The sequence below is a fragment of the Curtobacterium sp. TC1 genome (genome assembly GCF_019844075.1).
In the GTDB taxonomy this organism is placed as follows: Bacteria; Actinomycetota; Actinomycetes; order Actinomycetales; family Microbacteriaceae; genus Curtobacterium.
Map to the genome: position 1 here is coordinate 1105251 of NZ_CP081964.1, position 19733 is coordinate 1124983.

General features: G+C 72.4%; 11 protein-coding genes and 1 tRNA gene. 8 read left to right on the forward strand and 4 right to left on the reverse strand.

Going from position 1 to position 19733, the window contains the following annotated elements; genetic code table 11:
- Positions 1 to 117 precede the first annotated feature (117 nt).
- Both KZI27_RS06405 and KZI27_RS06410 read left to right on the forward strand, forming a co-directional pair.
- Entirely contained in the window at positions 118 to 3273 is a 3156-nt protein-coding gene (locus tag KZI27_RS06405) for a UrvD/REP family ATP-dependent DNA helicase (protein ID WP_222660011.1), read from the forward strand.
- 68 nt (positions 3274 to 3341) lie between these two features.
- Positions 3342 to 6569: a UvrD-helicase domain-containing protein gene (locus KZI27_RS06410; RefSeq protein ID WP_410004028.1), complete on the forward strand. Its 3228-nt coding sequence runs from the start codon at positions 3342 to 3344 to the stop codon at positions 6567 to 6569.
- Between the two features lie 194 nt (positions 6570 to 6763).
- Here KZI27_RS06410 and KZI27_RS06415 read toward each other — a convergent pair whose 3' ends face one another.
- Positions 6764 to 7762: a phosphotransferase gene (locus tag KZI27_RS06415; protein WP_222660013.1), complete on the reverse strand. Its 999-nt coding sequence runs from the start codon at positions 7760 to 7762 to the stop codon at positions 6764 to 6766.
- A 117-nt stretch (positions 7763 to 7879) separates the two neighbouring features.
- Here KZI27_RS06415 and nudC point away from each other — a divergent pair, with 117 nt between their 5' ends.
- Both nudC and KZI27_RS06425 read left to right on the forward strand, forming a co-directional pair.
- Entirely contained in the window at positions 7880 to 8815 is a 936-nt protein-coding gene (nudC, locus tag KZI27_RS06420) for an NAD(+) diphosphatase (protein WP_222660015.1), read from the forward strand.
- Positions 8812 to 10548 carry an ATP-dependent helicase gene (locus KZI27_RS06425; RefSeq protein WP_261784119.1) on the forward strand — a complete coding sequence of 579 codons (1737 nt, stop codon included), beginning with the start codon at positions 8812 to 8814 and terminating at the stop codon, positions 10546 to 10548. Before nudC ends, KZI27_RS06425 begins: the two co-directional genes overlap by 4 nt.
- Here the strand turns inward: KZI27_RS06425 and KZI27_RS06430 are convergent.
- Entirely contained in the window at positions 10439 to 11296 is an 858-nt protein-coding gene (locus tag KZI27_RS06430; RefSeq protein ID WP_222660017.1) for a hypothetical protein, read from the reverse strand. The two genes, KZI27_RS06425 and KZI27_RS06430, sit on opposite strands and share 110 nt — an antisense overlap.
- Before the next feature lie 75 nt (positions 11297 to 11371).
- Positions 11372 to 12814: a zinc-dependent metalloprotease gene (locus KZI27_RS06435; RefSeq protein ID WP_261784120.1), complete on the reverse strand. Its 1443-nt coding sequence runs from the start codon at positions 12812 to 12814 to the stop codon at positions 11372 to 11374.
- A 152-nt stretch (positions 12815 to 12966) separates the two neighbouring features.
- On the opposite strand from KZI27_RS06435, the gene KZI27_RS06440 reads away from it, so the two are divergent.
- The 4 genes from KZI27_RS06440 to KZI27_RS06455 all read left to right on the forward strand — a co-directional run bounded on the left by KZI27_RS06440 (position 12967) and on the right by KZI27_RS06455 (position 18378).
- Positions 12967 to 14076: a PDZ domain-containing protein gene (locus tag KZI27_RS06440; RefSeq protein WP_261784121.1), complete on the forward strand. Its 1110-nt coding sequence runs from the start codon at positions 12967 to 12969 to the stop codon at positions 14074 to 14076.
- Positions 14077 to 14241: 165 nt separating this feature from the next.
- Positions 14242 to 17223 carry a UPF0182 family protein gene (locus KZI27_RS06445; protein ID WP_222660019.1) on the forward strand — a complete coding sequence of 994 codons (2982 nt, stop codon included), beginning with the start codon at positions 14242 to 14244 and terminating at the stop codon, positions 17221 to 17223.
- Positions 17224 to 17286: 63 nt separating this feature from the next.
- Positions 17287 to 17363, forward strand: a tRNA-Met gene (locus KZI27_RS06450).
- A gap of 100 nt (positions 17364 to 17463) precedes the next feature.
- The gene (locus KZI27_RS06455) at positions 17464 to 18378 is read left to right on the forward strand and encodes a carbon-nitrogen hydrolase family protein (RefSeq protein ID WP_222660020.1); all 915 of its coding nucleotides are present in this window, start codon (positions 17464 to 17466) and stop codon (positions 18376 to 18378) included.
- Between the two features lie 54 nt (positions 18379 to 18432).
- Here the strand turns inward: KZI27_RS06455 and KZI27_RS06460 are convergent, their stop codons facing one another.
- A complete protein-coding gene (locus KZI27_RS06460; protein ID WP_222660022.1) occupies positions 18433 to 19635 on the reverse strand; it encodes an aminotransferase class I/II-fold pyridoxal phosphate-dependent enzyme in 1203 nt (400 codons plus the stop codon).
- Between the last annotated feature and the right edge of the window lie 98 nt (positions 19636 to 19733).

A 19733-nucleotide genomic window follows, 5' to 3' on the forward strand; every position in this document is an offset into this window, starting at 1 on the left:
TATCCGAGCGGTCCCGGAGGACATCGGACGTTCGCCGCGGGCGCACTCGACGGCCGGGGTGCACGCCGCGCCCGCGCCCGGCCGGGTGGTGTCGGCGGTCGTGGGTACCGTACGAGCGTGCCGCAGACCACGCTGACGCCAGCTCCCGCAGACGCCGGCGTCGCACGTGCCCTGGTCGACGACCCGTCCCAGGCGGCCGTGCTCGCGTTGCCGGACGGTCGACACGCGGCGGTCATCGGGGCGCCCGGCACGGGCAAGACGACGACGCTCGCCCGGCTCGTCGCCGACCGGTTGCACCGACCGGACGCGATCAGTCCCGACGGGCACGCCACGGTGCTCGCGCTGACCTCGGCGCGGACCGCTGCCACCGCGCTGCGTGACCGACTCGCGGCCGCCGTCGACCGCGTCGTGCCGGGTGCGCTCGCCCGGACCGTGAACTCGCTGGCCTTCCAGATCGTCGCGCACGCCGCCGCCGTCCAGGGGCAGGAGGCGCCGACGCTGCTCACCGGTGGTGAGCAGGACCGCATCATCGCCGACCTGCTCGCGGGCCACGAGCTCGACGGGACCGGTCCGGACTGGCCCGAGCCGATCACCGCGGTGGTGCGCGAGCGCGCCGGGTTCCGGACCGCGCTGCGCGACGTCATGATGCGTGCGGTGGCGGCGGGTGTCGAACCCGAGGACATGCGCGAGCTCGCCGACGAGGGCGGTCGACCCGAGTGGCGGGCCGTGGGTGACTTCGTCGACGAGTACCGGGCGTCGGTCACGGCGTTCCGTGCGACCAGCCTCGACTCCGGTGAGCTCGTCGCGTTCGCCACCGCCGCCGTGCTGCGGGGGGAGCTGCCGGCGAGCATCGCGGCCCTCGGGCTGATCGTGGTCGACGACACCCAGGAACTCGTCGAGGGCGAGGTGGCGCTGCTCGGCGCGCTCGCCCGGTCCGGCGTGCAGGTCGTCGCGTTCGGTGACCCGGACATCGCCGCCTCGGCGTTCCGCGGCGCCGAACCGGACGTGCTCGGTCGCCTGGCGGTCCGGCTCGGCGTGGACCGGGTCGACGAACTCGTCCTGGGGACCGTGCACCGGTACCCCGCGCCGATCCGGTCGCTGGTCTCGGGGATCACGGGGCGCATCGGCACGGCGGCGGCCGGTCGGCAGCGCGCAGCGACGGCGAGCGACGAGGACGCTCGAGCCGACGCCGTCGTGCACCTCGAGGCCGCGAGCCGGTCGGCGTTGCTCGTCGCCATCGCCCGACGGCTCCGCGAGCACCGCCTGCTCGACGGTGTGCCGTGGCACCGGATGGCTGTCGTCACCCGCAGCGGCGCCGCCATCCCCGAGCTCGTGCGTGCCCTGTCGGTGGCCGAGGTCCCGGCGACCGCCGGCGCCGCACCCGTCCGTCCGCGTGACGACTCAGCAGCGCGCGCGCTGCTCGACGCCGCAGCGGTCGCCCTCGGGGTGCTGCCGCTCGACGCCGCCCTGGCCACGGCGTTCGCCACCGGCCCGCTCGGTGGCCTCGACACCCTGGCGATGCGCCGGCTCCGACTCGCCCTGCGGCGCGAGGAACTCGCCGGGGACGGCACCCGCACCGCCGACGAGCTCCTGATCGACGCGCTCGGCGCCCCAGAACGTCTGGCCACCCTCGACGCCGGCTTCGCCAGGCGGGCAACCCGACTCGCGCGCAGCCTGGTGCAGGCGCACGCCGACGCCGAGGCCGGGTCGAGCATCGAGGAGATCCTCTGGGGGCTCTGGGAGCGCAGCGGCCTCGCGAAGTCGTGGGGTGCGCAGTCCGCGGCTGGCGGGGTCGGAGCGGGCGAGGCGGACCGGCACCTCGACGCCGTCGTCGGCCTGTTCACCGCCGCCAAGCGGTTCGTCGAACGCACCCCGGACGCCCCGGCCCGGGTGTTCGTCGACGACCTGCTCGGCGCCGACCTGCCCGAGGACTCCATCGGCCCCGACCGCACGGCCGGCCGCGTCCGGGTGCTCACCCCCTCGGCGACGATCGGCCTCGAGTGCGACGTCGTCGTGGTGCTCGGCCTGCAGGACGGCGTGTGGCCGAACACCCGGGTGCGCGGCAGCCTGCTCGACCCCGACGGGCTGGTCCGGGCGGCTTCGGGCGTCGAGCGCTCGCCGATCGACGACCGGGCCGCCGTCGTCGCCGACGAACTCCGCCTGTTCGCCCGTGCCGTCTCCCGCGCCACCACACAGGTCGTGATCGGCACCGTCGCCAACGACGACGAGTCCCCGTCGCCGTTCGTCCGGCTGGTGCCGGTGCCGCCGGACCGGCAGCCGACCGTGCACCCGCTGTCCCTGCGGGGACTGGCCGGCTCCCTGCGCCGACGGGTGGTGCTGTCCGGCGACCACGAGGCCGCCTCGGCACTGGCCCGCCTCGCCGAGGCCGAGGTCCCCGGCGCGGCGCCGGACGACTGGTACGGCCTCGCCGATCCGACCACCGACGAGCCCCTGGTCGACCTCGACGCCGATCCGGCCCCCGAGGTCGAGGGCGGCGAACCCGTCGCGCCGACCGTGTCCGTCTCGCCGTCGCGCATCGGCACGTTCGAGGAGTGCCCCGTGCACTGGTTCGTGCAGACCTTCGGCGGCGGCGCACCGAGCCCGGCCATGGGGATCGGCACGATCGTGCACGAGGCCATGGAACACGCGACCGAGATCGACGTCGAGTCGCTGTGGGAGCGGGTCGAGGCCCGGTGGGACGAACTGACCTTCGAGTCGCCGTGGGTCGCCGACCGCGAACGCGCGCGCACCCGGCGGATGATCGAGGGACTCAGCGACTACCTGCGGACCTTCGCCGGGGCCGGCCGCCGACTGCTCGGCGCCGAGACCTCGTTCGCCCTGGTCACCGGCCCCGCCCGGATGCGCGGCAGCATCGACCGCATCGAGGTCGACCCCGAGGGCCGCGTCAGCGTGGTGGACCTGAAGACCGGCCGGTCGATGCCGAGCGAGAAGAACGACATGCCGGAGCACCCGCAGCTCGGCGCCTACCAACTGGCGGTCGAGGACGGCGCGGTCGAAGGGGTGCCGGCCGGCTCGGTGATGACGGACGCCCGACTGGTGTTCGTGCAGAACCCGCGCGGTGGGCACGCCTTCTCGGAGCGGACCCAGCACGCGTTCGACGCCGAGGCGCGCAACGCCTACCGGGAGCGCCTGCACGGGGTCGCGCGCGGCATGGCCGGGCGGACGTTCCTGGCGAACGTGGACGACCACTGCGAGAAGGCCCGGACCGGCGTCGAGTGCCGCATCCACGTGGTCGCGGAGGTGACCTGGTGACCGACACGACCGACGTGACCGACACGACCGACGTGACCGACGTGACCGACGTGACCGACACGACCGACGTGACCGCCACGGCAGGGACCGTCGCGCCCGCGATCCGGCACGGCGCCGACGCCATCGCCGACGCCCTCGGCCGCCCCCGCCCGACCGCGCAGCAGCGCGCCGTCATCGAGTCCCCGCTCGCCCCCGCCCTGGTCGTCGCCGGGGCCGGCAGCGGCAAGACCGAGACGATGGCGTCGCGCGTCGTCTGGCTCCTGGCGAACGGCCTCGTCCGCCCCGACGAGGTCCTCGGCCTGACGTTCACCCGCAAGGCCGCCGGCGAACTCTCGGTCCGCATCAACGACCGCATCCGTGCGCTGGAGGACGTCGGCCTGATCACCCCGGGCGACGCCTTCGAAGCGCCGACGGTGTCGACCTACAACGCGTTCGCGAACGCCGTCTTCCGCGAGAACGCCCTGCTCGTCGGCCGCGACGGCGAGTCCCAGGTCCTGACCGAACCCTCCGCCTGGCAGCTGGCCCGCCGCGTCGTGGTGGCCGCGCGTGACGACCGGCTGGCCGGACTCGACCGCGACGTCGACACCCTCACCGCGGCCGTGGTGGCGCTCGCCGGTGCGACGTCCGAGCACCTCGTCGAACCCGAGGACCTCCGTCGTTTCGCCGTCGAGTTCTCCGACCTGCTCGAGCTGCCCGGCAACCGGGGCAAGCCGTACAAGGCGATCACCGACGCCGTCGCCGCGATCGGTGCACTGGAACCGCTCGCCGACCTGGTCACGGAGTTCCGGCGGCAGAAGGTCGACCGGGGCTTCGTCGAGTTCTCCGACCAGATCGCCCTGGCGCTCGCCGCGGCCGAGTCCGCGCCGCGCGTGGTCACGGACCTGCGGCAGCGGTTCGGCGTCGTGCTGCTCGACGAGTACCAGGACACCTCGGTGGTGCAGACCCGGTTCCTCGCCCGGCTGTTCCGCGGGCACTCGGTGATGGCAGTGGGCGATCCGCACCAGTCGATCTACGGGTTCCGCGGTGCGAGCGCCGCGAACCTCGCCCGCTTCCCGCGCGACTTCGGGGGGACCGAGCCGGAGTCGGCGCGGCCCGTCACGTTCGCGCTGTCGACGAGCTGGCGGAACCCGGTCGACGTCCTCGCGGGGGCGAACGCGATCGTGGCTCCGTTGTCCGAAGCGTCCGAGGTCGACGTCGAGCGCCTGTCACCGCGACCCGGCGCCGACACCGGGACGGTCCGTGCGGTGTTCCCGGAGACCCTGCCGGAAGAGGCCGACGAGGTCGCCGCGTGGTTCCAGGACCACCGGAAGCGGAACCCGACCGGGTCGATGGCTCTGCTGCTCCGTGCCCGCAAGGACCTGGCGTCGTTCACCGCTGCGCTCGGTGCGCGCGCGGTGCCCTTCCACGTGCTCGGGACCGGCGGCCTGCTGCAGCGCCCCGAGATCGTGGACCTCGTCGCCTGCCTGCGGGTGCTGCACGACCCGGCCGCCGGCAACGACCTCATCCGGTTGCTCGCGGGCGCCCGGTGGCGGGTGGGCGCGGCGGACGTCGTCGCCCTGCACCACCTCGCGCGCTGGCTGTTCCAGCGCGACCACACCCAGCAGCGCCTCGACGACGAACTGACGGCGGCCTTCCGCGCCTCGGTCGCTGCGGGGGAGCACGGCTCGATCGTCGACGCCCTGGACTTCGTGGCGACCGCACCGGACGACCACGGTGCGCTCGAGGGCATCACGCCCGCCGGTCGCAGCCGGATGCGGGCGCTCGGCGCGCAGCTCGCGATGCTGCGGTCGCGGGCCGGCAGCGACCTGGTCGACTTCGTGACGCTCGTGGTGCAGGAGATGCGGCTCGACATCGAGGTCGCGGCGCACGAGCAGGGCAGTGGGGCGTACCTCGACGCCTTCATCGACGAACTCGCCGGGTTCGTGTCCACCGACGACCGCGCCGACCTCGGGTCCTTCCTGGGGTGGATCGACGCCGCTGCCCGTCGTGACGACATGGGCCCGCGCTCCGAGGAACCCGAGGCGGGCACGGTCCAGATCCTGACGATCCACGGATCGAAGGGCCTCGAGTGGGACGCCGTCGCGGTGCCGCGCATGGTCGAGGGCGGGCTGCCCGCACGGCCGCAGGAAGGCTCGTCCGGGTGGCTCGGCTTCGGCCGTCTGCCGTACGAGTTCCGGGGGGACGGCGCCGAGCTGCCGAACCTGGCGTGGCGCGGGCAGGAGACCCAGAAGGACGTCACGACCGCGATCGACGCCTTCAAGGAGCAGGTGAAGGCCCGCAACGAGGACGAGGAACGCCGACTCACGTACGTCGCGCTGACGCGTGCCCGCCACGACCTGCTCGTGTCCGGCTCGTTCTGGGCCGGCGGCGTGCGCCCCACGGAGCCGAGCCGGTACCTGCACGACCTGGTCGAGGCCGGGGTCGTGGACGACACCGCGATCCCGGAGACCACCGTGCACGACGAGAACCCCCTCGGCGAGGACGGTGCGACGCAGCTCTGGCCGCACGTGCCGTTCGGACAGCGGGCGCCCCGGGTGCTCGCGGCGGCCGAGCGGGTGCGGAACGCCAACCCCGGCGCCTCCGGCCGGTACGCCGCCGACATCGACCTGCTGCTCGCCGAACGACGCGCGACCCGGAACGCGAAGCACGCGGTCGTGGTCCCGCACCGTGTGCCGGCCTCCGGCTTCAAGGACTACCTGACCGAGCCGGACAAGGTGGCCGAGCGCCTGCGTCGGCCGATGCCGGAGCGTCCGTACCGCGCGACCCGGCTCGGCACGCTGTTCCACCAGTGGGTCGAGCAGCGCGCCCGGACGGGCGGGTCGCTCGAGACCCTCGACGTGTGGGGCGACGAGCTCGACCTCGACGCCGACGACCTGGTCGACGCCTCGCCCGACGCCGTGGTCACGGACGACGACGCCCGACGGCTGGCCGACTTCCAGGCGACCTTCGCGCGTTCCCGGTGGGCCGGTCGCACGCCGGTGGAGGTCGAGCGGGAGATCCACATCCCGTTCCTCGGGCACAGCGTCGTCTGCAAGCTCGACGCCGTCTACGAGATCGACGGGCGGGCCGAGGTCGTGGACTGGAAGACGGGCAAGGCGCCGTCCGGTGCCGACGACCTGGCCCGCCGGACCCTGCAGCTCGCCCTGTACCGGGTGGCGTACGCCGAGTTCACCGGACGGCCGCTCGACCAGGTCGACGCGGTGTTCTACTTCGTCGCGGACGACCTCGAGGTGCGTCCGACCGAGCTGCTGGACCGCGCCGGACTCGAGCGGGCCTGGACGGCCGCGATCAGCTGACGGGCGGCCGGGTCGCGGTCGATCGGTGGACGTGACCGCCCGGCGGACGTGACCGTTCGGCGGGGCGCCCCGCGCCCGTCCGGCGACGCACCGGAGGCCCGGAGCGGGTCCGCCGGACCGGCACCGGGCCTCCAGACGGTTGCGTGCACCGCGACCCACGCGACCGGCGTGGACCGCTCTGCGGGCGGGCGGCGTCAGCCGTGGCGGCGTTCGGTCGACGACAGCAGCTGCTCGACCTCGCCGATCTCCATCGTCTCGGGGGACACCGACTGCAGCGGCTCCGCGCTCGGCGCGTGCACCGCGTCCACCAGTCGGTGCATCATCGCGACCGCGTCGTCGACGACCTCGGTGCTCTTCGCCTGCACGCCGTGCAGCAGCCAGTGCGCCGTCTCGAGTTCGTGGTGCACACGAGCGCGCTGGGCGAGCTGGCGGTCGCGTCCACCGCCGTTCGCCTCGTAGGCGCTCAGGACGGTGTCGAAGGCGTCGCGTCGGCCGGCGAGCACCCAGGCGAGGTCCTTCGCCGGGTCGCCCAGCCGGAGCTCGCCCCAGTCGAGGATCCCGCTGACGGCGTCGCCGTCGACGAGCAGCACGCCGGGGCCGATCGATCCGTGCACGACGGTCGGGGTGAACTGCCACAGCTGCTGGTCGCGCGCGGCACCCTCCCACCGTTCGACCAGGGCGGCGGGCACGAGCTTGGTGGCGACGGCGCGGTCCATCACGGACACGGCGGAGCGCAGCACCTCGAACGGGGTGAGCGACGGCAGGCCGGCGTCGGAGACGAAGCTCGTCGGCAGCTGGTGGATCGCGGCGAGGGCGCGGCCCACGCTCGTGGCGAGCTCGGGGCGCTCGGCGAACGACGCGAGCGTCGGGTGCGCGCCCGGCAGACGGGTGGTGACGATGGCGCGGGTCGATCCGATCGGCGCCTGACCGCGGTACTCGGCCACACCGAACGGGAGGCGCGTGCGGATCCCGGCGCTCAGCGCACGGATCGCGACGAGGTCGGCCGACTGCCGGGCTTCCGCCCGCTGGTTCCGGGGACGTCGGATGACCGTCTCGGCGCCGTCGGCGTCGCGGAGGAGAGCCGACTCGTAGTCGCCGGCCGCGGCCGAGCCGAGCGTGCGCGTGCCCGTGACGACGAGACCGGGCACGGCCGTCGTCGCCAACGCGGCTAGAGTGAACTGGGATCCCGCCATGCCCCTCAGGGTAGGTGCGTGACGCCTGCACCGGTGCACGCCACGCTGTTCCCGAAGCCTTCCCAGCACGCCTTGCCCGCAGGCCTCGCCTGCACCTGAACCGAGGAGCCCTCTGCCGTGACCGTCGAGTTCGCCTCCCGGCTCCCGCTGTCCCGCAACGAACTCGACCGCGACGCCGAGTTCCGTACGACGCCGGACCTCGACCGGGTCCTGCGCGAGGACTCCGCGACCCGGTACCTGCCGGTGCACGGCTCGGAGATGCTCCGGAACGCCGACGGCACCCTGCGCTTCGTCACCGCGTCCGAGGTCCCGGCCGGCACCGTGACCCTGTACCTCGGCCGCGCGGTCGCCGATGCTGCCGACGCTCCCGCCGGCACCCGCTTCGTCGCCGCCCTCGTCGACGACGGCACCGCGGCGGCCATCGAGCCGTCCGACGACGCGTGGGAGAGCCTGCGCATGTTCGGCACCGAGCTGTCCCCGCGCGACCAGGGCCTGGCCGTCGAGGCGGTGGCGATGGCGAACTGGCACGCCGTCCACGGCTTCTCGCCCCGCACCGGGTCGGCGACCGACGTCGTCACCGGCGGCTGGGTCCGCCGCGACCCCGAGGGGCACGAGCACTTCCCGCGCACCGACGCCGCCATCATCGTCGGGGTCGTCGACGCCGACGACCGCATCCTGCTCGGCTCGAACGCCGCGTGGGACGCGAACCGCTACTCGTTGCTCGCCGGGTTCGTCGAACCGGGCGAGTCGCTCGAGGACGCCGTCCGCCGCGAGGTCTTCGAGGAGTCCGGCGTGCACGTCGAGGAGCCCGAGTACCTCGGCTCGCAGCCGTGGCCGTTCCCCGCGTCGCTGATGGTCGGCTTCCGCGCCCGCGCGGTGGACGGCGACCCGTCGACGGCGCGACCCGACGGCGTCGAGATCCTCGACGTGCGCTGGTTCTCGCGTGAGGACATCCGGGAGCGCGCGGGGGACACCCTGCTGCTGCCCGGCCGGACGTCGATCGCCCGCGCCATCATCGAGGAGTGGTACGGCGGGCCCCTGGACCTGCCGTGAGCGGGGTGCCCGAGCTCCGTCCACCGTCACCCGATGAACTGCTCGCCGCCCTCGACGCGGAGCAGCGCACCGTCGCCCGGACCCTGCTCGGCCCCGTCGCGGTGCTGGCGGGAGCCGGAACCGGCAAGACCCGGGCGATCACCCACCGCATCGCCTACGGGGTCGCGACCGGCACCTACGCGCCGAACCACGTCCTCGCGCTGACGTTCACCACCCGCGCTGCCGGTGAGCTGCGGTCGCGACTCCGCTCGCTCGGCGCCGGGACGGTGCAGGCCCGCACCTTCCACGCCGCGGCGATGGCGCAGCTCAGCTACTTCTGGCCGGACACCGTCGGCGGGCACGCCCCGAAGATCGTCGAGTCCAAGGGGCGGATGATCGCGCACGCCGCCGACACCGTCGGCATGTCGGTCGACACGCCGGTGCTGCGCGACCTGGCCGCCGAGGTCGAGTGGCGCAAGGTGCAGATGCTCTCGCTCGAGGAGTACGAGGCCGCCGCCGCCGAACGCGTCATGCCGCGTGACACCTCGCCGCGCCGGGTGATCGACCTGATGAAGGCGTACGAACGCCTCAAGGACGACCGCCGACAGCTCGACTTCGAGGACGTCCTGCTCGCCACGCTCGGCATGGTGGAGTCGGAGCCGCGGGTGGCGTCGTACGTGCGGCAGCAGTACCGGTTCTTCGTCGTCGACGAGTACCAGGACGTCTCGCCCGTGCAGCACGACCTGCTGCGCGCCTGGCTCGGCGGCCGCGACGACCTGTGCGTCGTCGGTGACGCCAGCCAGACGATCTACTCGTTCGCCGGTGCCTCGAGCGACTACCTGCTGGGGTTCGGCTCGGAGTTCCCGCGCGGCTCGGTCCTGCGACTCGAACGGAACTACCGCTCCACCCGCGAGGTCGTGCACGCCGCCAACGCGCTGATGCGCGGACAGCCGGGCGCCCTCGACCTGGTCGCCCAGACGCAGGAACCCGGACCCGACCCCGTCGTGGTGCCGTGTGTGCACGACGGCGACGAGGCGCAGACCATCGCCCGGCGGATCGCGGAACTCGTCGCCGCGGGGGCGAAGTACGGCGACTGCGCGGTGCTGTTCCGCGTCGGCGCGCAGTCCGCGGCGCTCGAGTCCGCGCTGGGCCGCAACGGCATCCCCTACCGCGTGCAGGGTGGCACGCGCTTCTTCAACCGCCCCGAGGTGAAGCTCGCGGTGCACCACATGCGCGGTGAAGCGATCCGGCAGACCGACGACGAACTGACCCGCCGTGTCCGTCTCGTGCTGCAGGTCAGTGGGTGGACGCCGACCGCGCCCGAGGGCACAGGCGCCGTCCGTGACCAGTGGGAAGCCCTGCAGGCGATCATGGGCCTGGCCGAGGACGCCCCCGCCGGCACGACCATGCAGCAGTTCACCCAGGACCTGGTGGACCGTGCGGCGACCCACCACGAGCCCGAGGTCGACGCCGTCACCCTGGCGACCCTGCACTCGTCGAAGGGCCTGGAGTGGCCCAACGTCGTGATCGCCGGCGCCGCCGAGGGGCTCCTGCCGATCTCCCACGCCACCACCGACACCGAGGTCGACGAGGAACGACGCCTGTTCTACGTCGGACTCACCCGTGCCCGGCGAACCGTGACCATCACGTGGTCGCGACAGGGCTCCACACGTGGGGGAGCCCGTGCTCCGAGTCGGTTCCTGGCAGCGCTCGGCACGCGCACCGCGGATGGAGCGGCACCGACCACCGGCTGACGGCCAGGTCGTCGCGGTCGAAGACCACCTGGTCGGGGTCGGCGCGTTGCGTCCGCAGGGGCAGGCGCTGCACGAGCAGTCGGGTCGTGGCAGCGGCCACCGCGGCGGTCCGCCAGGGCGACAGGGGCGACGGCGGTCGTCCCCACAGCTGCGACGCGATCGCCGGCCACGCCGGGTCGTCGTCCACGCGAGCGAACTCCGCGCACTGGAGGCACGGGCCGGCCCCCGGCACGACGAACGGCCCGAGGCGGATGCGTCCGTCGCCCACCACGACCGCCAGGTGCGGCACGCCCCTGCGGGTCCAGGCGGCGCGGAGCGCCGGGTCGACGACGTGGTCGGCGACCACCACGGCGAGCCGGGGCTCGTGCTCCGGCAGGACGACCGGGCCGCCCCGCGGGGACGACGTCCGGGCGACGGTCACGCCCTCACCGCACAGGTGGGCCGCGATCGTGTCCGCGAGCCCGCCGGACCCGTGCACCTCGATCCGTTCGAGCGGTTCGGGCAGGACGTCGATCACCGCGGGGGACGCCGCACCGAGCACCCGCGCGGCGACGTCCGGTGGGCAGCCCGACGTGACGGCGAGGCCGCTCAGGGCCTCGCGCCCCGTCTCACGCCGGAGGGCGCTGAGGAACCGCTCTTCGCCCGTGGTCGGGACGGCGACCACGGCACGGGGCGGATCGACCCCGAGCTGCACCGTGGCCGGGTCGCGCCAGACGAACTCGAGTGTCGGATCGATGCGGATGCCCATGACCTCACGCTGCCCGAGTCGGGGGCAGGCGTGGGGTCGGGAGGTGGATCTGTGGAGAACTCGTCGGTGGCGGCGTCAGCGGGGCTGGTCGCCGGGGTGGTCCCCGTCGGTGCCGGTCTCGTCGGTGCCGGTCCCGCTGTCGTCGGTGCCCGGGGCGCCGTCGTCGATCCGACCGGACTCGTCCTCGTGCGGGCGGGAACCGGTGGCGTCGTTGAGCAGGTCCTCGAGCGCCTTGTCGAACGCGTCGTCCTCTTCCGTCTGCGCGGGGTTCCGCAACCGGGCGACCAGGGCGTCCGGTGCGTCGACGTCGTCGGACGTGGGCACCAGGTCGAAGTGCGACCAGAGGGCATCACGCTGCTCCGCGCCGAGCTCGTCCGTGACCCGCTGCCACATCGCGGCGGCCTCGCGCAGACGGCGGGGGCGCAGTTCGAGGCCGACGAGCGTCGCGAAGGCCGACTCGGCGGGCCCGCCGGCCGCCCGGCGACGGCGGACCATCTCGGCGATGGCGCCGCTCTTCGGCAGCCGGACGGTGGCGGCGGCGGTCACCGTGTCGACCCAGCCCTCGACGAGGGCGAGCATGGTCTCGAGTCGTGCCAGCGCGGCGTCCTGCTCGGGCGTCCTCGGCGGGATGAGCGCACCGGAGGCGAGCGCGTCCCGCAGCTGCTCCTGGTTGGTCGGGTCGATGTCCGCCGCGAGCTCCTCGACGCGGTCGAACGGGATGTGGATGCCCTGCGCGTAGTCCGTGATCGACGAGATGATGTGCAGGCGCAGCCACCGCGCAGAGCGGAAGAGTCGCGCGTGGGCGAGTTCGCGGACCGCCAGGTAGATGCGGACCTCGTCCTCGGAGACGTCGAGTCCCTCGGCGAACTCCGCCACGTTCTGCGGCAGGAGTGCAGCGACCTGCTCGTCCAGCAGGGGCACGCCGACGTCGCCGCCGGAGACGACCTCCTTCGACAGCTGGCCGACGACCTGGCCCAGCTGGATGGCGAACAGCGCACCGCCGACGCCGCGCATCGCCTTCGAGACGTCGCCGAGCATCGCCTTGAGTTCTTCGGGAGCCCGCTGGTCGATGGCCTCGGTCAGTGCGTCGGCGATGCTGAACGCCACGGGCTCGGCGATCTGGGTCCACACCGGCACCGTCGCCTTCGCCCACTGCTCACGCGTGTAGAGGCTCGGGGTGGCGGTGAGCTCGGCGACCGTCGTGACCTCGTCCAGCCAGAGCGCCGCGACCTGGAACGCCTGGTCGGCCGCCTGCGAGGCCACCGGGTCGACGGCGTGGCCGCCCTCGCGGGCGATCGCGGTCGCGCGCTCGGCGGTCGCGGAGAAGTCGATGCCGTCTCCGCCGGACTGCGCGGCACGCTGCAGCTGGCTCATGAGGTTCGCGACGAAGGCCGGGTCGTTCGGCAGGCCGGCCGCCCCGGCGAGCTGCGACGGGTCGATCTGGCCCTCGCCCGAGAGCAGCTTGCGCAGCATCTCCTGGAAGTCGTCGTCCGGCCCCGGCTGTGGTTCATCAGGCATGCCGACTACGCTAATCGCTGCTCACGGGGCCGCACCTGGGATGCCCCCGTGGGAACGCCCGAACCGCTGCGCCGAGGGCGAACAGTCCCGCCGTACGGCGAGGACGACCGCCCTGCCGCCAGGCCCGGCGACCGCCCCTGGAAGGACCCCGCGTGACCCTCTTCGCCCCCGCGCCCCGTCGTCGTTCGCGTGCCAGGACCGTCGGGTGGGCGTTCGTGATCGGGGCCGTGGTGCTGGGCATCCTCGCGAGCGTGCTGCCGAGTCCGTACCTGATCGAGGTCCCCGGACCGGTCTACAACACCATCGGGACGCAGGAGCAGGGGACGGGCAAGGACGCGAAGGACGTCAAGCTGATCCAGGTCTCCGGGCACGAGACCTACCCCACCGCCGGAGCGCTCGACATGCTGACGGTCGGCATCCAGGGCGACGCGACGAACCGTCCGTCGTGGACCAGCGTCGTCCGCGCGATCTTCACGAAGTCCGAGGCCGTGATCCCGGTCGAGGCGATCTACCCGACCGGCACCACGACCGAGCAGGTCAACCAGCAGGACTCCGCCGACATGCAGGCGTCGCAGCAGTCCGCCGTGGCCGCGGCGCTGATCCAGCAGGGGAACGACCTGCCGACCGAACTCGAGGTCGGCACCGTGCAGCCCGGTTCGGCTGCCGACGGTCCGATCGAGAAGGGCGACGTCATCACGGCCTTCGACGGCACCTCGCTCACGACGAACGCCGACGCCACCTCGCTGCGCGAACTCGTCGCGGAGCACGGAACGTCGACCCCGGCGACCGTCACCATCGAGCGCGACGGTGCGACGAAGGACGTCCGGGTGACCCCGCGCGACGAGCAGGGCACCGCGCTCCTGGGCGTCGGCGTCACCGAGAAGTACGACTTCCCGTTCGACGTCTCGATCACGCTGCAGGACGTCGGCGGCCCCTCGGCCGGCATGATGTTCGCGCTCGGGATCATCGACGAGATCACGCCCGGCAAGCTCAACGGTGGCAAGCACGTCGCGGGCACGGGCACGATCACCGCAGACGGCGAGGTCGGGGCAATCGGCGGCATCCGGCAGAAGCTCTACGGGGCACGGGAGGCGGGCGCGACGGTGTTCCTCGCCCCGGCTGACAACTGCGACGAGGTCGTCGGGCACGTGCCGGACGGGCTCGACGTCTTCAAGGTGTCGATGCTCGACCAGGCCGTCACCGATCTGCAGACCATCGCCGACGGCGAGAGCACCGCGAAGCTCGCCCGCTGCGGTTCCTGACCGGGTTCCTGAGTCCTCGCACAGTTTCACACTCCGCGCGGTCCAATAGGATCAGTGCACTGACGGCCCGCCGCGAGCCGGGCCCGCCGGTCCGACACGTCTGGAGCACATCAAGTGACGACAACCTCGTCCACCTCGGGGCGGCGTTCGCCGCGGGTCCCGATCGTGGTCACGATCATCGTGCTGGCCGCACTGGTGATCGGCTTCTTCATCTTCGCCAGCCTGTACACGGACTACGCGTGGTTCGCGCAGCTCGGGTTCCAGCAGGTCCTCACGACGCGGTGGATCGCAGGGACCTTGATGTTCCTCGCGGGCTTCCTGGGCATGGCGGTGCCGGTCTTCCTGAGCATCGGGCTGGCCTTCCGGTACCGCCCGGTCTACGCGAAGCTCAACTCGCAGCTGGACCGGTACCAGCAGGTCATCGAGCCGCTGCGTCGTGCCGTCATGATCGGCATCCCGGTGGTGCTCGGCATCTTCGCCGGGTTGTCGACCTCGGGGCGCTGGAGCATGGTGCTCGAGTACTTCAACCGGACGCCGTTCGGCAAGACGGACCCGCAGTTCGGCCTCGACATCGGCTTCTACGTCTTCGAGCTGCCGTTCTGGCGCTCGATCGTGGCGTACTCGTCGGCCGTGGTGCTGATCGCCGGCCTCGCCGCCCTCGCTGCCTGCTACCTGTACGGCGCGCTGCGCTTCGGGGGACGTGAGGTCCGCATCTCGCGTGCCGCGCGCATCCAGCTCGCCGTCACCGCAGCGCTCTACATCGCACTGCAGGCCGTGAGCCTCTGGCTCGACCAGTACGCGGCGCTCACGAAGTCGAACTCGCTCATTACCGGTGCCCAGTACACCGAGGTGAACGCGGTCATCCCGGGTCGCGAGATCATGGCGGGCATCGCGGCGATCGTCGCGATCCTGTTCATCGTCACGGCGGTCATCGGTCGCTGGCGCATCTCGATCGTCGGGACCGGGCTGCTGCTCGTCGCCGCGATCGTCATCGGGGGCATCTACCCCTGGATCGTCCAGCGCCTGCAGGTCAAGCCCTCGGAGCGCACGTACGAATCCACGTACATCGAGCGGAACATCAAGGCCACGCGTGACGCCTACGGTGTCTCCGACGTCAAGGAACAGAACTACGACGCCACGACCGAGGCCAGCTCGGGCGCCCTCGCGCAAGACGCCCAGACGACGGCGAACATCCGCCTCATCGACCCGAAGATCGTCTCCGACACCTTCAGTCAGCTGCAGCAGTACCGGCAGTACTACCAGTTCCCGGACGAGCTCGACGTCGACCGTTACGACGTCAAGGGCGAGACCGAGGACACCGTCATCGCGGTGCGCGACATCGACCTCGACGGGCTGAGCTCTGCTGCGAACACCCAGTACAACCGGGCGTTCGTGTACACCCACGGCTACGGCGTGACCGCGGCCTTCGGCAACCAGCGCGCGAGCGACGGCAAGCCGGTGTTCCTCGAGTCGGGCATCCCGTCGAACGGTGCGCTGGGGGACTTCCAGCAGCGCGTGTACTTCGGTGAGACCTCGCCGGCGTACTCGATCGTCGGCGCCCCGAAGGGCTCGAAGGACGTCGAGCTCGACTACCCCTCCGGGTCCGATGACGACAACGGCGGGAACGCCACCACGACGTACTCCGGTGACGGCGGACCGAGTGTGGGCAACTTCTTCAACCGACTCGTCTACGCGGCGAAGTTCCAGTCGGAGCAGGTCCTGCTGTCGGACGCCGTCAACAAGGACTCGCAGATCCTCTACGACCGCGACCCGATCACGCGTGTGCAGAAGGTGGCTCCGTACCTGACGGTCGACAGCGACGCCTACCCGGCGATCGTCGACCACCGCATCCAGTGGGTCGTGGACGGCTACACGACGAGCGACGCCTACCCGTACTCGCAGAGCCAGAGCCTGTCGGACAGCATCTCCGGTTCGGAGTCCTCGGCGTACCGCACCGACCAGGTGAACTACATCCGCAACTCGGTGAAGGCCACGGTCGACGCCTACACGGGCAAGGTGACCCTCTACGCGTGGGACACCAAGGACCCGGTGCTGAAGACCTGGGAGAAGATCTTCCCGACGTCGGTCAAGTCGGTGTCGAGCATGAGCGCCGAGCTGCTGGACCACGTCCGGTACCCGACGGACCTCTTCAAGGTGCAGCGGTCGATCCTCGGCACGTACCACGTGACGAACGCGAACTCGTTCTACTCGGGTGACGACGCGTGGAACACGCCGCAGGAGCCCACCACGACCGGCGGGACGGACAGCGACGCGACCGCCGCGGACACGTCGACGACCACGAACGCCCTGGGCGCGCAGACGACGACGACAGCGAGCAAGGCGAACCTGCAGGACCCGTACTACCTGACGATGAAGGTGCCGGGGCAGGAGACCGCGTACAACCTGTACACGACCTACATCCCGCAGCAGTCCGCCGGCGCGAACAACCGCAACGTCCTGACGGGGTACCTGGCGGCCGATTCCGACGCGGGAGGTGCGGGCAAGGGCAAGAAGGCGTCGGGCTACGGCAAGCTCACGTTGTTGACGATGCCGAAGACCGACAACATCCCGGGCCCGGCGCAGGTGCAGAACCTGTTCAACTCGGACACCACGGTGTCGCAGGAGCTGAACATCCTGAAGCGCGGCAACTCGACGGTGAAGCAGGGCAACCTGCTCACGCTGCCGGTCGGCGGCGGCTTCCTGTACGTGCAGCCCGTGTACGTCCAGTCGACGTCGAGCGGCTCGTACCCGCTGCTGCAGAAGGTGCTGGTCGCGTTCGGCGACAAGATCGCGTTCGAGGACACCCTCGACGAGGCGCTCAACTCGCTGTTCGGCGGTGACTCCGGTGCTGCTGCCGGCGATTCCGATGCCAGCGGCTCGGGGAGTGGCTCCGGCTCGTCGGATTCGGACTCGGGTTCGTCCGACTCCGGCTCCGACTCCGACACGGGGTCCGGTTCGACGGGCGGTACGAGCGGATCGGGTGCCACGGGCAACGACGCGCTGCAGCAGGCGCTGTCCGACGCGAACGACGCCCTGCAGGACCGCCAGCAGGCCTACGCCGACAACGACCTGGTCGCCGCGGCCGAGGCCGACAAGCGCCTGCAAGAGGCGATCGAGGCCGCGACCGCAGCCGAAGACGGTAGCTGACACGCCGTGGCGGGGCACACGATTTGTGCCCCGCCACGACCGTGTGTAGGCTATTCAACGTGCCGCGGGGTGGAGCAGTTCGGTAGCTCGCTGGGCTCATAACCCAGAGGTCGTAGGTTCAAATCCTGCCCCCGCAACCAAGCGTCACACGAAAGCCCCGGTCCGAAAGGACCGGGGCTTTCCTCGTTCCCGGGCTCGTGCACGCCGGAGCGCGCCGCGGTGCGCCGGTACGCTCGGCGGATGGGCACCCTCACGATCGCCGCCGCGCAGTTCGCTCCCGCGGACGACAGCGCCGCGAACCTCGAGACCGTCCGGGCCGCGGCCGTCGACGCCGCCGCGCGGGGAGCGGCTCTGCTCGTCACGCCGGAGTACTCGTCGTACTTCACCGCCGAGATCGACGACCGGTTCGTCGCCGCAGCGCAACCGCTCGACGGCCCCTTCGTGTCAGGGCTGCAGGACATCGCCCGCGACACCGGTGTCGCACTGGTCGTCGGGATCGCCGAGACGACGGAAGCCGAGACGACGGAAGCAGCGACGACAGAAGCAGCGACGACAGAAGCAGCGACGACGGACGCGGCGGCCACGGCGGGTCCCACGCGCTTCCGCAACACCCTGGTGGCGGTGCTCCCCACCGGCGAGCTCGCGGCGACGTACCGGAAGGTGCACCTCTACGACGCCTTCGGGTCGCGGGAGTCCGACCGCATCGAGTCCGGCGATCCGGAGCAGCTGCCGGTCTTCGAGCTCGAGGGCGTCCGGATCGGACTCGAGACCTGTTACGACCTGCGCTTCCCCGAGGTCACCCGGCGGCTGGCCGCACCGGAGCACGGTGCGGCCGACGTCGTCGTGCTGCCGGCCGAGTGGGTGCGCGGCCCGGGCAAGGAACACCACTGGCGGACGCTGCTCACGGCGCGGGCGATCGAGAACACCGTGTGGGTCGTCGGCGTCGGCCAGACGCCGCCGGTCGGCATCGGCGCCTCGGTGGTGCTCGACCCCTCCGGCGTCGCGGTCGCCGCCGCCGGGTCCACGCCCGGCACGCTCGTCGCGACCGTCGACACCGCCGTGACCGCGGCGGTCCGGCAGGTCAACCCGTCGCTGGCACTCCGGCGGTACGAGGTCGCGCTGCGCGCCCTGCCCGGAGGCGCGGCTCGCCCCTGACGCGTGCGTCCCGTCCGGTGCGTGGTCCCGGCTGCGCCGGTGGCGGGATCGGGCTCAGGACGGCGCGTGGAGGCGTGCGAGGCGGTCGGCGGCGTCCTCGAGGACCGAGCGCCGCTTGCAGAACGCGAACCGCACGAGCGACCGGTAGCCCGCGGCGTGGTCCGGTCGGACGAACGCCGACACCGGCACGCCGACGACCCCGGCCAGTGCGGGCAGCTCGAGACAGAAGGCCCGCGCGTCGTCGTACCCGAGCGGCGCGGTGTCGGCGATCACGAAGTACCCGCCGTCCGGGCGCATCACGTCGAAGCCCGCTGACCGGAGCCCCGAGGCGAGCAGTGCGTGCTTGGCGGCGAGTTCGGCGGCGATCCCGGCGAAGACGGCGTCGGGCAACCGCAGTCCCACGGCGACGGCCGGCTGGAACGGCGCACCGTTGACGAAGGTCAGGTACTGCTTCACCGTCGTGATCGCGTCGACGAGTGTCGGGGGAGCGGTCAGCCACCCGATCTTCCACCCGGTCGTGCTGAAGGTCTTGCCGGCGCTCGAGATCGACACCGTCCGCTCGGCGGCTCCGGGCAGGGTGGCGATTGGGGTGTGCGGGACGGTGAACGTCAGGTGCTCGTAGACCTCGTCGGTGACGATCACGGCGTCGTACCGGGTCGCGAGTTCCACGATCGTGCGCAGGACCTCGTCGGGCAGGACCCTGCCGGTCGGGTTGTGCGGCGTGTTGACGAGGACGACGCGGGTGCGGTCGGTGAACGCGGCCCGCAGGGTGTCCTCGTCCGGCAGGAAGTCGGGGGCCGTGAGGGGCACCGTGACGTGGGTGCCGCCGGCGAGCCGGACGAGCGCGCCGTAGGCGTCGTAGAACGGTTCGAACGTGATGACCTCGTCGCCGGGTTCGACCAGGGCGAGGAGCGTCGCGGCGAGGGCCTCGGTGGCGCCTGCGGTGACCAGGACCTCGCGGTCGGGGTCGACGTCGAGGCCGTACCACCGCTGCTGGTGCTCGGCCACGGCGGTGCGGAGGTCGGCCGTCCCGCGTCCGGGCGGGTACTGGTTGACGCCGTCCCGGATGGCGCGGACCGCGGCTTCGAGCACCTCGGCGGGGCCGTCCTGGTCGGGGAAGCCCTGCCCGAGGTTGATCGCTCCGGTGCTCGCGGCGAGGGCGCTCATCTCGGCGAAGACGGTGGGCGCGGGGATGCCGTCCGGTCCGAGGAGCATCGCTCCCTCGGCTGCTCGCAACCAGGGTCCTGCCTGCCGCATGTGGTTCCCTCCGGTGACGGCGACGACGTGTCGCGCTGAACGGACCCCAACCTAGCTGGCCGTCCGACGGCGATCCGGGGACGGACCCACAGCCCACG